The organism is Leptospira sp. WS58.C1 (assembly GCF_040833995.1).
GTDB classification, from domain to species: Bacteria; Spirochaetota; Leptospiria; order Leptospirales; family Leptospiraceae; genus Leptospira_B; species Leptospira_B cinconiae.
In genome coordinates this window covers 602,773-616,570 of sequence record NZ_CP162137.1, presented here as the reverse complement: position 1 = coordinate 616,570, position 13,798 = coordinate 602,773, and the positions used below count along the sequence as shown (strand labels likewise).

Genomic DNA, 13,798 nt, shown 5'->3' with positions numbered 1-13,798 from the left:
AACATTTTTTCCGTTAGGCACAGGTCTTGCTTTAGGAAGCATACCGGTCCGAATGAATTCGGCCCGGGGAGGAAAAAATGCTGAAGAGAATCACAATGTTAATGCCTCTACTCATCGGTGCTCTGCTATTTGCCGGAGCCGGAGAAGTGGATGCTGCTCGTTGTAAAACAACAGGTTTCTTGATTAAGACGACTAGTTGTTCTTACTCTACAAAAAAAATCCAAGCTAGACCGGGGATATTTAGGGACGTCAGATACCAAGTACCCGAAGGAACTGCACCTGCGGGAGGATGGCCTGTCGTAGTTATGTACCAAGGATCTTTCTTTACCGTACAGTTTTCCCGTACACAAGGAGCGCCGTTCGGAGGGTATTACGAAGTAAAAGTCATCGAGAAAATGTTAGATAACGGATTCGCAGTAATCGCTCCGGATGCGGGATTGGATCTTTTCTGGGAAACCAACCTGCCTACAATCTACGAACTTACGGCAGATTATATTTTCTTAAATAATCTATTTGCTGCGATCCGTAACGGCAGTTTTGGACCTATCAATCCGAATAAAAAATTCGCAACCGGTATTTCTAGCGGCGGGTACAACACTAGCCGTATGGCTGTATCTTTTCCGGGAGAATTTAAAGCATTAGCGATCCAATCCGGTTCTTATGCAACTTGCAGCGGACCGCTTTGTATCGTTCCAACTCTTCCTTCCAATCATCCGCCTACATACTTTGTACACGGATTCTTGGATGCTGTTGTTCCTTGGTGGACCATGGATTTGTATTATGACAAGTTGAGGTCCCAAGGAATTCCTACGGATAGATATACCGATTATCTGGCAGGACACGAATGGGTGTCCGCATCCGCAGGAAAAATATATTCATGGTTTAACCAATACCGTTAAGTAAATTCCAATTCGAATCCGGTGTTCCCCGCCGGATTCTTTTTTTAGGAAGGATACATGAAACCTAGATCCAAATTTCGATTTCTGATCTTCTTATTTCTTTTTACGGCGATAATATTCTGCTTTTATTTTCTATCCTCCGGATCTGATCCGGAAGGACCCGCTGCCTCTAAGACCCACCTGTCAGAACAAGAACCTTTTAGCTTTGCCGAAATGTCCACCGGATCTATTCATTTAGAAGAAACTTCCGATCTGGATCCTGATAAAAATTCGAATGACTCTTTCATATTAGTCGAATTAGTAGGTTTTCCCTTTTTGTCCAAGACAAAAGAGATTTTTGAAAATTTGGGAGAGAACATATTCCGTCCCGATCCGGATCTGACGGAAAAAGCAAAAGTATTCCAGGAGAAATTGGAATATCTGGATAATAAACGATCTTTTACGGGCCTAAATACTTTCGAAGAAGAAGAATATATCCTTTTGCAGTTGAGAAAAAAAAAGGACCTGCGAGAGATCCTGAACATAACATTCGAAAAGCTTAAAGAAGAGCTTTCTGAGACCCGGAGAAAGGAATTCCAAACGGAACTGGAATCTTTGGATCTATCGATCTCCGAACTTTCTAAAAAGATCGGAAACCATTAGTCTTATTTACGCATTAGGTCGATCCTTCGGATCTGCCTTTATATTTTCTATTTTCCTATCCGACGTTATCCTTTTAGAATGTAGTAGTGAATACCGGTCCAATGGCCCAGGATCGGTTAAAACTGAGCAGGATCTCAGGTTCAGCATAAGAATAATTCGCCATGATCCCCATATTCGGATGTACGAATAACATCAAGGTAGCGGAAACATTCCAAGCTGCTTGGGAAAAATTCCTTCTCGCATTGATCGTAAGGCTTATGAACTTTTTATAATCCATAAAGAAAACGATCCCGGCACTTCTTGCTTGTCTGGAAATCTGGGTCATCGAGTCCACTGTACTTACCGAACCTACTCCTTGGTAATACCAAGCATCCAGCATTCCATTAGGGTCCGTAGGATAACCGTTCACGTTGTTTTGTACGGTTCCGGCAGTGGTCCTTACGTTAATATGATATTCATTTCCCGCATATTGAAAGTATGGCGTGATATACCAACTTTGGATCGGTAACTTGATACGAAGTCCTGCTTTGCCCACATTGGAACTATATCCGTCGTCCGCATCTATCGTAGGAAAGGATTCATAGAGTCCATTGCCCACAGTAGTGCCTATAACATTACGCGCCTTATAATAAGCTCCGAAAGCGGCGTATCCGACACCTACCATCGGTTGGACGAAACGACTTATATTCATATAATAGTCCAAGCTGCTAGAATAAACGTTACCTCCTGCGTTTCCTTCCGCAGTATTCACCCCGATCGGAGGATTTCTAAGAGGAGCAAAATTCACATCTACTCTTGCATAGGAAGCCTGAAAGACCAAGGAGTCGCTTAAGAGCATGAACTGTAACCCTTTCTGAGGACCTATTCCTTCTACTCCCAGATCCATTGCTCCGTTTTGTGTAAGACCGCTCGCTCTGCCTAAGGAAGGAATTTCTCTTTGACCGGAACTTGGGTTTACGTAGTTGAACGGAAGTTTCGTTTGTAATTGTAAGTCAAATTGCCCTGCAAAAGCCCCTAATAATATTCTCCATTTGTCCTTCGGCGGTTCCGCAGTTTCCTTTTCTTCTGCAGAGATCGGCAAAACCATAAGTGGAAGAAATAGTAAAAGAATCAGTCCTTTCACTAAATTCCCTTTCCATCCGTATCGCATTAATATTCTCCTCGGTTTTTATACGAGTCTCCTAAATTCGTTTCGAAGTAATCAGGAGACTAACCTCCTTAAGCAGTTTTCGTGCCAGAAAGAAATTTATCAAACTTCCGGATGAAACGTGCGGAAAACAAAAGGATACAACATTCTGATGGGCAACTGATTAAAATCGATCGACCGTTCTTTGCCATACTGATTGAAAACAATCGATGTTTTGGGTTCCAAAACGATTGGAACAAATTAAATGCGAAATCGAAGCAAGATACGATGGATCTCCAAAGTACAAATTCAAACTAAGATTGGCACGCTTCCTGCTATATGTCTTCGGGGGCTTTATGAGCTTACAGCTGACATTTTTTTCTTTCGGGTCTTTGATCGTTTGTATTTTCACCGCGGTACTCGCAAGTTTTTTAGCCGCAATCAAAAACAGATCCAAGTCCAGTTCTTATTTGGCTGGGGCATTTTTTTTATTATCAGTCCACGCGTTCGCATTTGTGATCGCTTATAGTATCGATTCCCCCATAGCTGCCTATCATCGATGGCTGATCTTGGCCGTCATTCCCGCATTTTCCTGTATGGGGCAGTTCTTTTTCTTCTACCCGATTACTGTAAAAGAAAAATTCGCGTTTCGGTTCTTAATCACGCAATTATTCGTTTGGATAACCTTTTCCATATATTATGTTTTCTGCACATTTAAAAAAGAACCCGTATTTGATTTTTCGGAACAGATCTGGACTTTCCCCCTTCCGTTAGAGAACAAGATCTTAGGAGTTTTGGTTTTAGTTTATGCTTTCCTAATGATATTAACGGGAATATGGAGAAGTTGGACTGCCTCTAAGGAATCCAATCGTTTTACCGGGTTATTCGTTCTATTCTTCTCTCTTTTAATATTCCCTCCCGTGATCGCAAACGGAATGAGCCGGGCAGGATTAATCTCCAGAACGGACTTCCTGACCGTTTATACATTCTTTATGATCCCGGGAAGTTTTGTGATCCTAGTCCTTTACATCAATACTACTTCGGATCAGACTCGTTTTCTAAACAGGATCACCGGGATTTGTTTGGGAACATTCTTACTCATTCTATATTGGATAGGACTCGCATCCGTTTCCAGACAAGAAGATACATTCGATCTAAGTAAATTACGAGAAGCGGAGAATTCGATTCTTATTCGGAAGAATGTTCCGGACTCTAAGCCGCATACAAGAACTCCGACGAATCAGAATTCAATCTCCGCTGCGGATGTAGGGATTCCAACAAATAGAAATCCAAACTCCAGTCTGAGTGTAGGAATTCCAACAGATCAGGATTTCCGCAAAAGTTTCTTAAGACAATCCTCAGGATATTACGACTCCATCTTTCCGTCGGAAGCAGAACGTTATTTCATCGAAGATAGTAAAGTGGGATCAAGATCCGTATTATACAAATTTTCTCTCGAAGATCAAAATCATAAATACGAAGTAACATTTCCGTACGAAGAATATAGAAACTTTCTTCACGTAACTATCAGACCTTACTTTGCAATTTTATTCATCACTGTACTCGTCGTACTTTTCGGGTTTAGGCTCTTCTTTAGAGGTGCGATCTGGAATCCTCTCAAAAATTTATTAATAGGGATCGGAAAAGTAAACCAAGGAGATCTAAATACTAAGCTACAAGTTCGTATCCAAGATGAGATCGGTTTTCTTACGGACTCTTTTAATGGAATGGTAAGCTCCATTCGAGAAGCAAGAACTGCCCTCTCCGTATATGCGGACACATTGGAAGACCAGGTAAAAGACAGAACTTCCAGGCTTACTCAATTATTGGAACAACAACAAGGGGATTATTTTTTAACATCCCTTCTTTTAAAACCGTTCGGAATAGAGACCATCCGGAACGGGAGCGTTTTCGTTGAATCGTTTACTCGCCAGAAAAAACAATTCGTATTCAAGGAACATAACCACGAGATCGGCGGAGATCTTTGTATGTCGGCGAGCCTCAAGATCGGAGGAGCAAATTGTACCGTGTTCATGAACGCGGACGCAATGGGAAAATCGATCCAAGGTGCAGGAGGTGCAATCGTTTTAGGTTCCGTATTCGGTTCCATCTTAAATAGGACAAGGTTATTCGAAGATAAAACGATAGAGTTTACTCCACAACGCTGGTTGAGATCCACTTTTTTAGAACTTTCTAAAGTGTTTGAAATTTTCGAAGGAAGTATGCTCGTCACCGCCATCCTCGGCGTCATAGAAGAGGCTACAGGCAAAACATATTTAGTAAACGCGGAGCATCCTTCTCCCATTTTATACAGAAACGGAAAAGCAAGTCTGATCCCGACCAAACATTTTTTCAATCGGATCGGATTACCTTTCGATCCATCTTCCATATTTACGGTCCAGTCATTTCAGTTGAAACCGGGTGATTCTTTGTTCATAGGTTCTGACGGTAAAGACGATCTGATTGTAGGTATCCGAGAAGATGGAAGCAAAGAGATCAATGAAAACCAAGAAGCTTTCCTTTCCAGGATAGAAGAAGCGAAAGGAGATCTACACAAGATCTACCAAGATATGGAGGAATATCTTACGGACGATATTTCCTTTTTAAAGATAGAATATTCGTTTTCCAAAGAGCCGATTAAAACGAACGGCCAACCCGCAAGACTCGTAACAAAAGAAACGAATTAAAACAATAAGGAGAAAAAAAATGCAAAGTGGATTTTTATTGGAGATAGTGCTTCCGATCTCACTTTTTATAATTATGTTCGGGATGGGGCTATCTTTGACGCTCAAAGATTTCGAAAGAGTGGCTCTATTCCCTAAGGCAGTATTGGTGGGACTTTTAGCCCAACTTTTGCTACTACCGCTTTTAGGATTTATGGTTGCAACCATGTTCCATCTGGAACCGTTGTTGGCTGTGGGATTAATGGTCTTATCCTGTTGCCCATCCGGCCCGACTTCAAATATGTATTCGTATTTGTTTAAAGGAGATGTAGCTTTATCGGTAACATTAACCGCTCTGATTAGCGTGATCAAACCATTCACTCTTCCTTTTTTGACGTACTACTCGATGGTATATTTTATGGGGGAAGGAAAAACGATAGAACTTCCAATACTCAAAACAATCCTCCAACTTTTTATCATCACTGTGCTTCCAGTCGGGATCGGAATGGTTGTAAAAAATTATTCCCCAAAATTTGCGACTGCTTGCGAAAAACCGGTAAAAGTTTTTTCGATGATCATTTTATTTGCAATCATTGCAGGCTTAGTGAAACAGAACTGGGAAAAAATGTGGGGATTTTTTGCTCAAAGTGGCGTCGCTGCTTTGACTATGAATTGTATTTGTATCAGTCTCGGATTTTTACTGGGCTTACTTTTACGTTTAAGTAGGACCCAAGCGGTAACGATCGCTTTTGAATTAGGCATCCAAAATGGGACTACAGCACTTTTAGTGACAGGGACCATTTTACAAGTCCCTACAATGACGGTGGTCCCGATTACTTATAGTTTGCTCATGTTTGTAACTGCATTAGTATTCGGACTATTCATCTTAAAGAATAGAAGATCCATTTTGGACCAACCATCTTTAGAAAGAGCAAGTTAAACCTTAAACATAAAAAACCCCGAAGAAGTCTCCTTCCTCGGGGTCTTAATACGATTTAAGAGGTTAAAAATTAACCTTCGAATCTTTCGATGAGCATTGCTCCTGCAATTCCACCGTGAGCACAAGCAGTGATAACCACTTTTTTTGCCTTAGGATCTTCTTGCAGGTCCATGATCGCGTTATTCACCAAACGGATACCGGTAGCTCCGAAAGGGTGACCGATCGCGATAGATCCACCGTTAGGGTTGATCTTCTTCTCGTCGAATTTTTGCTCCCATTTCCAACCGGTATCTTTTTCGATCTGAACAAGAGCCGCTACTGCAGTTGCCGCAAACGCTTCATGAATCTCAACGTAGTCTACGTCTTCGATCTTAACTCCGGTGTCCGTAAGAAGTGATTCGGTTGCATAAGCTTGTCCGATCCCCATCAAGTTGGGATCCACACCTTTCATTTTCCATCCGGAAAGTACCGCTTCGATCTTTAATCCGAGAGCTTTCGCTTTTTCTACCGTAGTTAAGATAACACCAGCTGCTCCATCGGAACGAGGGCTCGCATTGAAGATGGAAACGGTTGGCCCGTGAGATTTTTCAAGATATTTGGAATACTTGGTTTTGAACTCGTCGAATTTCATCTGAGGGTTGTCGAAAAGAAGCATTGCTCTTCCCATACGGCTTGGGTTTTCAACAAGTCCTTCACGAAGTCCGACTGCCTCATCGATAGTAAGCTCGGTTCCGTCTTCGTCTTTCATCGGGATGATGAATGGAGCGTATTTTCCTGCTTTAGAAGCTTCTAATGCTCTTTTGAAAGATTCGAAAGCGAGTTTGTCGGTGATCTCACGAGAAAGTTCGTAGTTCTGAGCAAGGATCTCAGCAGTTACTTGCATTCCGTAGGAAGTTTCACCGTCGCCAAGTCCGTCTTCCAGAGTGTCTCTAAGTTCCACACCTTCAGGAAGGTTATCAGGAAGAAGTTTTTTCAGTTTGTCCAAAGATCCCGCTTTCTTGTTCAATCTTGCGTTTTTCACAACGAAAGGCATAGAAGTTTGAGACTCTTCTCCGATTACTAGGAAAAGTTCTCCTTCTCCAAGAATGATACGGCGAGCCGCTTCGGAAAGAGCTTCGATACCGGATACGCAGTTATTGGAAACTGTGATCGAAGGAACTTCGTCCCTAAGTCCGATCAAGTTTGCGATCACTCGCGCGGAGTTCGGAGCATTAGAGAATCCTTCTCCAACTACGATCCCGTCGATTTGATCTTTTTTAACGCCACTCTTTGCAATGATGTCTTCAGCCACTATACGACCTAAGTGATGGCCAGGATAGGGTCCTAAAGCTTTCGCAATTTGAGCGAAGGGAGTTCTTCTTGGCGTACAAATCGCCAATTTTTTATCGAGTTTCATTGTCTTTCTCCAGACCTTTTATTTGGTACGTTCATTAAAATAAGATAATATTTCATTTGGGGCCTCCTTCAGGGAACTCGGTGACTCTCGCGAATATTTTCAGCAGATCATCTCCGGGTTTTTTAGGCCTGGACTTGCTTACGGAAACTACGAGCAGATCGTCCATGGATTCCGCTAATATCTCTCCTGTTTCGGAGTCGCTGACCTCTTGTCTCATTCGGCTCCAGATCTTATCAAAACTATGGATCCAAGTTTGCACTTTTGCCCTTCTGCCAGCGGCAAGAGGTTTACGATAACGGATCTTCCCACCCATATAGAAAAGTGTGGTGTCCATTGCGACCAGATCTTCCAGGCTCAGTCCACATTCTGCGGTAAAATTCCAACGACCTTCTTCCAATAGTCTCCAATAGTGAGAAGGGTTATAGTCACCGAATGGATTTCTTTCACAGTAAAATAGATCTCTTTCCGCAAGTGTCCGTTCGCAAGATCCGGAAAAAGAAGGTACGGATTCGAAAGAAGAGATTAGCTCCTCGGAAGGATCTTGGGCAGCGATGAGTTGGAAAGGTTTTCCATCCTTCTCCGTTCTTGCTAATGTTCTGATCTCTGCCGCCACTTTTCCGTTTGGATCCAAAACTTCTTGGGAGAAGGCCAATAGGCCATCCTGTCCGGAGCGATAACTAGTGCGTATGGATAATTCCGTGTTTTCCATTTGTTGGGCAAGAAAACGAATATCCGCCCCAACGGTTTGTAATCGAACCGATTCTTCGAGCATTCTTTTCCAAGAATAACCCGCTTCTTCTAAGATACGATACCTATCCCCTAAACAAGAATCCTCATAAGTCCTACTAGTTGTATGTCTTTGTGTATCTAGATCCGAAAATCTGGTTCTGACTTGTTCTTTTTCCGTAACAGACATTTTGAACCGTCCTGACACTAGCTTAGACCCCGGGGAAATCGGGGCAATAAAAAAAATACAGAACGTTCGTTCTGTATTTTTATACGTTAAACCCAAATTCTATTGACGAAACGAGGTTTTTAGGGCAATACTGAAAAAATAACGTATTTAAGCACATGACCGCTCAGAGAAAAAAAAGAGATTCCGGGGCCAGTGTCCGCGAAAGAATTCTGGATACTGCGACAGATCTTTTCTATAAACAGGGATTTTCCAATACCGGAATGAGACAGATTATCCAAGAATCCGGCTCAGTGGCTGCGAGTCTTTACGATCATTTTCCTTCTAAAAAGGAACTAGGGATCGCCTACCTCGCTCGCCAGGAAGAAAAGACTCTTTCAGATCTAGCCTCTCTCATGGAAAGATATCCAGAGGTCCAAGAATTTTTAAGAGCCTGGGTGATCTTGAAAGAAAGACAGATCCGTCATCATGAATTTTTCGGAGATCCATTTGCAGGTTTTGCAAATCAAGTGATGGATGCCGATCCGGAATATACGGAATTTCTAAAAGGTATCGCTGAAAAATGGACTAAGATGATCCGAGATTATCTCAGCCGCGCGGTTGCCTCCGGTCAATTTTCCAGAAGCATGGATATTCAATATGTCTCCAGAAGAGTGTTGATGGCGTATCATGGTTCCATCACTCTTTGGAGAATGACTAAAGATCTACGTTATATCCGAGAAATGGAAGACAGTCTTCGTGAGATTTTCGAAGATTATATAGCTAAATAAGCCTCTATCCTATAACAAATCATCCAATTTGGATATTTTTTCAAAAGAAAATGTCCGAAAGACAAAAAAATCATGGTATAGTTACCTAAATGATAGGGAACAAAACCTTTTCCAAATTGTTTCGCCATTTAAGGGTGCTTTTCCCGTTTTGGGCATTCCTCCTTCTATTTACTCTGCAATGTTCTCTTTTAAATTTAGATTTTTTAGAAGATGACTCAAATAAAGGAGGATGGAATCCTCTCTGCCTTGCAAATGCACAACTTATTTTAGCAGCCTGCCCCGACTGCGAATTGAATCTTGAAGTCGATGCGGTCAGTTTCCTTCTGCATACCAACGTTTCCATGCAGCATCCGAATTATAATAACTCCGGAGAGATTTTACCGTTTCCCCAGCCTTGGAGTTCGAATTCTTCCGAAAAAGTGTATATGGAAATTCCGAAAGAGATCGGCACTATGGTACTTAGCGAAGGATTTGTTTTTGAATATACGGATTCCAGTTCTAATGTGTACGAAAATTTCGACGACAATTTTCAATTACAACAAGCTTATACGGATGGGGATATAGATGGAGTAGATGGTCCGATGACAGGAACTATTTCCGGTCAATTAAGGAACAAATCCAATTTTTCGGATACTGTGAACGTGACCGGATCGATCCGAAATTACAATTTCCAATTTAATTGGGCTAGCTGTACAAACGGAATCTGATCCTATAAATTTCAAATTTCCTGCATTTTTCCGCTGGAAATAAATAATTATTACTTAACTCTTCACCTCGCATGAAAGAGAAACCAGGTCTTTTCAAAAGGCTCCGCTACCATTTCGATAATTTTATGTCTAGAGGCGGAGGCTCCGTCTTCGCGGCGCTAATGACCCTATTCTTAGGAGCATTCGTATTCTTATCTTTAATACGAATACTGGGTGCACTCTTGTTTCCGGATGAATCCATTAAAGAATCTGGTGATTTTTTATGGAGAGTGTTCTTACAAATCTCCGATGCAGGAGCGGTTGCAGAAGACGGAGAATCCAACTGGTTCAATAAATTCGTAGGAATACTAAGCGTATTTTCCGGTTTAGTCTTATTCTCCAGCTTAGTCGCATTTATCACGAACCAATTCGACCAAAAAATCCAAGAACTCAGAAAAGGTAAAAGTGATGTCCTAGAATCGGATCATACATTGATTTTAGGATTCGGGATACGAACGATTGAAATATTAAAAGAATTGATAGAGGCTAACTCTTCCGAATCGGGAAAAGCGGCTGTAGTACTCGCCGACCGAGACAAGGAGGAAATGGATGATTTTCTTTCCGAAAATCTCGAAGATACTAAGACCACAAAAATTATCACCAGGTCAGGACTTCCTTCTCATCTTCATTCATTAAAAAAAGTAAATGCGTCAAAAGCGAAAAGTATCATCATACTAAATCCTGCAGGTTCAGAAGAATCGGAAGAAGGTAAATCCGTAGGAGATGCGAAAGTTTTAAAATCCATCATGGCTCTTGTAGCTTTAAGTGGAGAGTTCGGTCTTCCTCCCGTCGTAGCAGAACTCCATGGATTAGAAAATCGGAATATTGCGTCGGATCTTTCCGAATCCATACAGGTCATGGACGAAAGAAGTATTCTTTCCAAATTACTTGTCCAAACATCCAGGACTTCCGGTCTTGCGATCGTGTATTCCAATTTAGTCGGTTTTGAAGGAAATGAGATCTATTTTTATAAACCTAAGAACGGTTGGAGAGGTTTAAACTATTCCGAAATTTCATTTAGATTTAAGGAATCGGTTCCGTTAGGTTTTAGAAAGATCAGCGGGGAAATCGTTTTAAATCCCGATCCGCAATATCTTCCGGAGAATGAAGAGGATGCGATCATTCTTGCCGAAGACGACTCTAAGATCAAATTCGATGATAAACCTGTGATCGTTACTGCAGCTCTATCTTATCCGAATACCAGTTTATCAAGGCCGATCGACAAACAACTGATCATCGGATGGAATTCCAAAAGTAAAATTATCGTGGACGAATATGCAAAATTCTCTTCTCCGGATTCCCAAATAGATCTTCTGATAAACGAATCCAACGAAGAGATTAAGACAACGCTTGCAAAACTGAAAACTAAATATCCCCAGATCAAACTCAGATCGTTGGTAGCAAACCTTTCCCAAGAAGGTATTTTGGAAAAACTTTCTCCGGAACAGTATGATTCCGTAATATTCTTAGCGGAAGAGAAGGAGAATATCGAGGAAGTGGACGCCAGGACAATTTCTCTATTGTTAAGGTTTCGCCAATACTTTAAGAAAAAACAACTATCTGGAGGCAAAAAAGCCGAGACACAACTTATCACCGAGATCATGAATTCGGAAAATACGGAATTAGTTTTGGAAACCGGAGTGAAAGACTTTCTGATCTCCAATCAATTCGTTTCCAAGATGATGGCTCAGGTTTCCCAAGAACCCGATGTTATGAGGGTTTATGAAAGTTTATTCGATCCGGAAGGAAGCGAGATCTATCTTAAACCTGCCTACTTATATTTCGAGGATTTTCCTAAACGTGTAAATTTTGCGGATTGTATGTACGCAGCACAACAAAGAAAAGAGACATGTTTTGGGATTAGGATCGTTTCGGAGGAAACGGACGAATCCAAGGGTTACGGAGTATATTTGATCCCGGATAAGTCAGAATATTTTTCGCTACATGAATCCGACTCTTTGATCGTTTTATCGGAAGACCAGTCTTAGTTCATTTCGCCTCTTCTTTAATAATACGGGAGAAACACGGTGAGGTTAAAAAATTTTCAGATCATAGTTTATACTCTTATTTTCGTCTCCCCAATTCTTACGCAAGGCCAAGCGCCTAAAGTGGATTTAGCATATAACTCGGATATTCCCAAGTTCATTTTATCGAGCCGGAAAACCGCTCCGTCCAATTGGGAAGAATTTGATAAATTCCACTTTCCGAACGGGCGAGAATTTGTATTAAAAATCCCGAATAAAGCAGGATATTATACCGGCCCTGACGGCGGAACGGTGTATCAATGGAGTCCTGGATTTTACAAATGGGATCTGAAAGATGGCACAAGCTTTCTCCAAAGATCCGCTGATGAATGGGCATTGGAAAAAGAAGGAGTTAAGATCTATTCTTATCCTAAAAAATGCCCGAGCTGCCAATCCGAAAAAATCCTGATCTATCCGGACAATTCACAGATCAGAGCTTCTTTCTATGAAGTATCCGGCAAATTGGAGTATTTATATGAGAATCCAGCTGAGAACAAATTCTTTCGATTTACCAAACCTGGACGATACGGAAATATTTCCGAAGAGAAAGATCGTTTTCTTTTCGAGTTCGAACCTAAAAATTCTCTTTTTGTTCATGCGTTTACCGAATCCAAAACCACTCCGGATTTTTTCAAAAAAGCGGAAAGTGATTTCGATCTGAAACCGTCATCCAGGATCCTGGTAGCTTTTTTTCAGGATACGAAGTCCTTCAGAGAATTCAATAATTTAGCCGGGATCGCTTGCAGCGGTGGTAGAGGCGGAATTTACGGGATCAGTTTTTGTGATCCGAGTCCCGAAAAGGATATGATCGTGGAAGATCCGGATCCTGAGGTCAAAAGGTATCAACATTCGACCCAACCCTCCTATATGGTGTATCATGAAATCACTCATCATATGCAGCAGATCAGATGTGGCGCAATCCGAACCGGAAAAATCCAACCGCCTATCGCTCAGCCTGCTTGGCTTGTAGAAGGTCATGCAGAATTTATTGCCCATTTCGGTTGGCCTAAACACAAAGGTACAAAGTATAGAGAATATTACGAAAATTTTATTCTAAAGAAGAGCAAGTTACAACTGGAAAGATCAGATCCTTATCTAGCAGGATTTCTGGCAATGGATTTTATTTCTCATAAGTATGGGAATTCAAAAATCAGGGATCTTTGGGATAAAACTTGCGAGGGAGAAAGTATCGATTCCGCATTAAGATCCGTGCTCAATTCGAATGTTTCCAAATTACAGTCGGATCTGCTGAGCTATTTGGGATCCGAAACGAAAGATCTTCCTGCGAAATTTTTAGAATGGGAAATTATCGGAACAATTACTTTACCTTTTGCTTTTTCGGAAGCTTCTTCTTTTAAAACGGAAGAACTTGCGGAGTTGATAAACATTACTGATCCTTCCTCCATTCCTGATATTAGAATTCCTTTTTCTTTGAAGGTAGAATCGCTGAAAGGTAAGGTAGAAGGTGTATTCCAATCTCCGAGAAAGGAAAGAGTATATCTTTTTAAGAATGGTACGTATCGTTTGGAAACTCCTAAATACCAGGTGAATGTATTCCCGGATGGGACCACAAGTTTTACTTCCGAAAAAAATTCGATTACTGTTTGGGGGACTGGAACAAGGAAATGGGACTCCGGCGGTAAATCTCTTACGTATTTTCCGCCGAAACTATAAAGAAG

At 41.4% G+C, this 13,798-nt stretch carries 11 protein-coding genes; 8 read left to right on the top strand and 3 right to left on the bottom strand.

Features of this window, described 5'->3' with window-relative positions:
* Positions 1-77: 77 nt before the first annotated feature.
* Positions 78-899 carry a plasmid partitioning protein gene (locus tag AB3N61_RS02830; RefSeq protein WP_367898432.1) on the top strand — a complete coding sequence of 274 codons (822 nt, stop codon included), beginning with the start codon at positions 78-80 and terminating at the stop codon, positions 897-899.
* 57 nt (positions 900-956) lie between these two features.
* Positions 957-1,541: a hypothetical protein gene (locus tag AB3N61_RS02825; protein ID WP_020768627.1), complete on the top strand. Its 585-nt coding sequence runs from the start codon at positions 957-959 to the stop codon at positions 1,539-1,541.
* Positions 1,542-1,614: 73 nt separating this feature from the next.
* Here AB3N61_RS02825 and AB3N61_RS02820 read toward each other — a convergent pair whose 3' ends face one another.
* A complete protein-coding gene (locus AB3N61_RS02820) occupies positions 1,615-2,691 on the bottom strand; it encodes a hypothetical protein (RefSeq protein ID WP_367898431.1) in 1,077 nt (358 codons plus the stop codon).
* A gap of 332 nt (positions 2,692-3,023) precedes the next feature.
* Here AB3N61_RS02820 and AB3N61_RS02815 point away from each other — a divergent pair, with 332 nt between their 5' ends.
* Together AB3N61_RS02815 and AB3N61_RS02810 are read left to right on the top strand one after the other, a co-directional pair.
* On the top strand, positions 3,024-5,354 hold the full coding sequence (locus AB3N61_RS02815; RefSeq protein ID WP_367898430.1) for a SpoIIE family protein phosphatase: 2,331 nt from the start codon (positions 3,024-3,026) through the stop codon (positions 5,352-5,354).
* Between the two features lie 19 nt (positions 5,355-5,373).
* Entirely contained in the window at positions 5,374-6,270 is an 897-nt protein-coding gene (locus tag AB3N61_RS02810; RefSeq protein WP_020768543.1) for a bile acid:sodium symporter family protein, read from the top strand.
* A 70-nt stretch (positions 6,271-6,340) separates the two neighbouring features.
* Here the strand turns inward: AB3N61_RS02810 and AB3N61_RS02805 are convergent, their stop codons facing one another.
* Entirely contained in the window at positions 6,341-7,666 is a 1,326-nt protein-coding gene (locus tag AB3N61_RS02805; RefSeq protein ID WP_020768696.1) for a thiolase family protein, read from the bottom strand.
* 52 nt (positions 7,667-7,718) lie between these two features.
* Positions 7,719-8,582, bottom strand: a complete 864-nt coding sequence (locus tag AB3N61_RS02800; RefSeq protein ID WP_367898429.1) for a thioesterase family protein — start codon at positions 8,580-8,582, stop codon at positions 7,719-7,721.
* Positions 8,583-8,737: 155 nt separating this feature from the next.
* Here AB3N61_RS02800 and AB3N61_RS02795 point away from each other — a divergent pair, with 155 nt between their 5' ends.
* The 4 genes from AB3N61_RS02795 (at position 8,738) to AB3N61_RS02780 (ending at position 13,793) form a co-directional block, all read left to right on the top strand.
* On the top strand, positions 8,738-9,349 hold the full coding sequence (locus tag AB3N61_RS02795) for a TetR/AcrR family transcriptional regulator (RefSeq protein ID WP_367898428.1): 612 nt from the start codon (positions 8,738-8,740) through the stop codon (positions 9,347-9,349).
* Between the two features lie 290 nt (positions 9,350-9,639).
* Entirely contained in the window at positions 9,640-10,056 is a 417-nt protein-coding gene (locus tag AB3N61_RS02790; RefSeq protein ID WP_157186885.1) for a hypothetical protein, read from the top strand.
* 125 nt (positions 10,057-10,181) lie between these two features.
* Entirely contained in the window at positions 10,182-12,083 is a 1,902-nt protein-coding gene (locus tag AB3N61_RS02785) for a CASTOR/POLLUX-related putative ion channel (RefSeq protein WP_020768572.1), read from the top strand.
* A gap of 39 nt (positions 12,084-12,122) precedes the next feature.
* The gene (locus tag AB3N61_RS02780; RefSeq protein ID WP_367898427.1) at positions 12,123-13,793 is read left to right on the top strand and encodes a DUF6055 domain-containing protein; all 1,671 of its coding nucleotides are present in this window, start codon (positions 12,123-12,125) and stop codon (positions 13,791-13,793) included.
* Positions 13,794-13,798 lie beyond the last annotated feature (5 nt).

What these genes read in the sequence shown, in the direction of transcription:
- AB3N61_RS02820 (WP_367898431.1), bottom strand. Translation starts at nt 2,691, where the DNA reads ATGCGATACGGATGGAAAGGGAATTTAGTGAAAGGACTGATTCTTTTA.
- AB3N61_RS02795 (WP_367898428.1), top strand. Translation starts at nt 8,738, where the DNA reads ATGACCGCTCAGAGAAAAAAAAGAGATTCCGGGGCCAGTGTCCGCGAA.
- AB3N61_RS02785 (WP_020768572.1), top strand. Translation starts at nt 10,182, where the DNA reads ATGTCTAGAGGCGGAGGCTCCGTCTTCGCGGCGCTAATGACCCTATTC.
- AB3N61_RS02830 (WP_367898432.1), top strand. Translation starts at nt 78, where the DNA reads ATGCTGAAGAGAATCACAATGTTAATGCCTCTACTCATCGGTGCTCTG.
- AB3N61_RS02800 (WP_367898429.1), bottom strand. Translation starts at nt 8,582, where the DNA reads ATGTCTGTTACGGAAAAAGAACAAGTCAGAACCAGATTTTCGGATCTA.
- AB3N61_RS02810 (WP_020768543.1), top strand. Translation starts at nt 5,374, where the DNA reads ATGCAAAGTGGATTTTTATTGGAGATAGTGCTTCCGATCTCACTTTTT.
- AB3N61_RS02815 (WP_367898430.1), top strand. Translation starts at nt 3,024, where the DNA reads ATGAGCTTACAGCTGACATTTTTTTCTTTCGGGTCTTTGATCGTTTGT.
- AB3N61_RS02805 (WP_020768696.1), bottom strand. Translation starts at nt 7,666, where the DNA reads ATGAAACTCGATAAAAAATTGGCGATTTGTACGCCAAGAAGAACTCCC.
- AB3N61_RS02825 (WP_020768627.1), top strand. Translation starts at nt 957, where the DNA reads ATGAAACCTAGATCCAAATTTCGATTTCTGATCTTCTTATTTCTTTTT.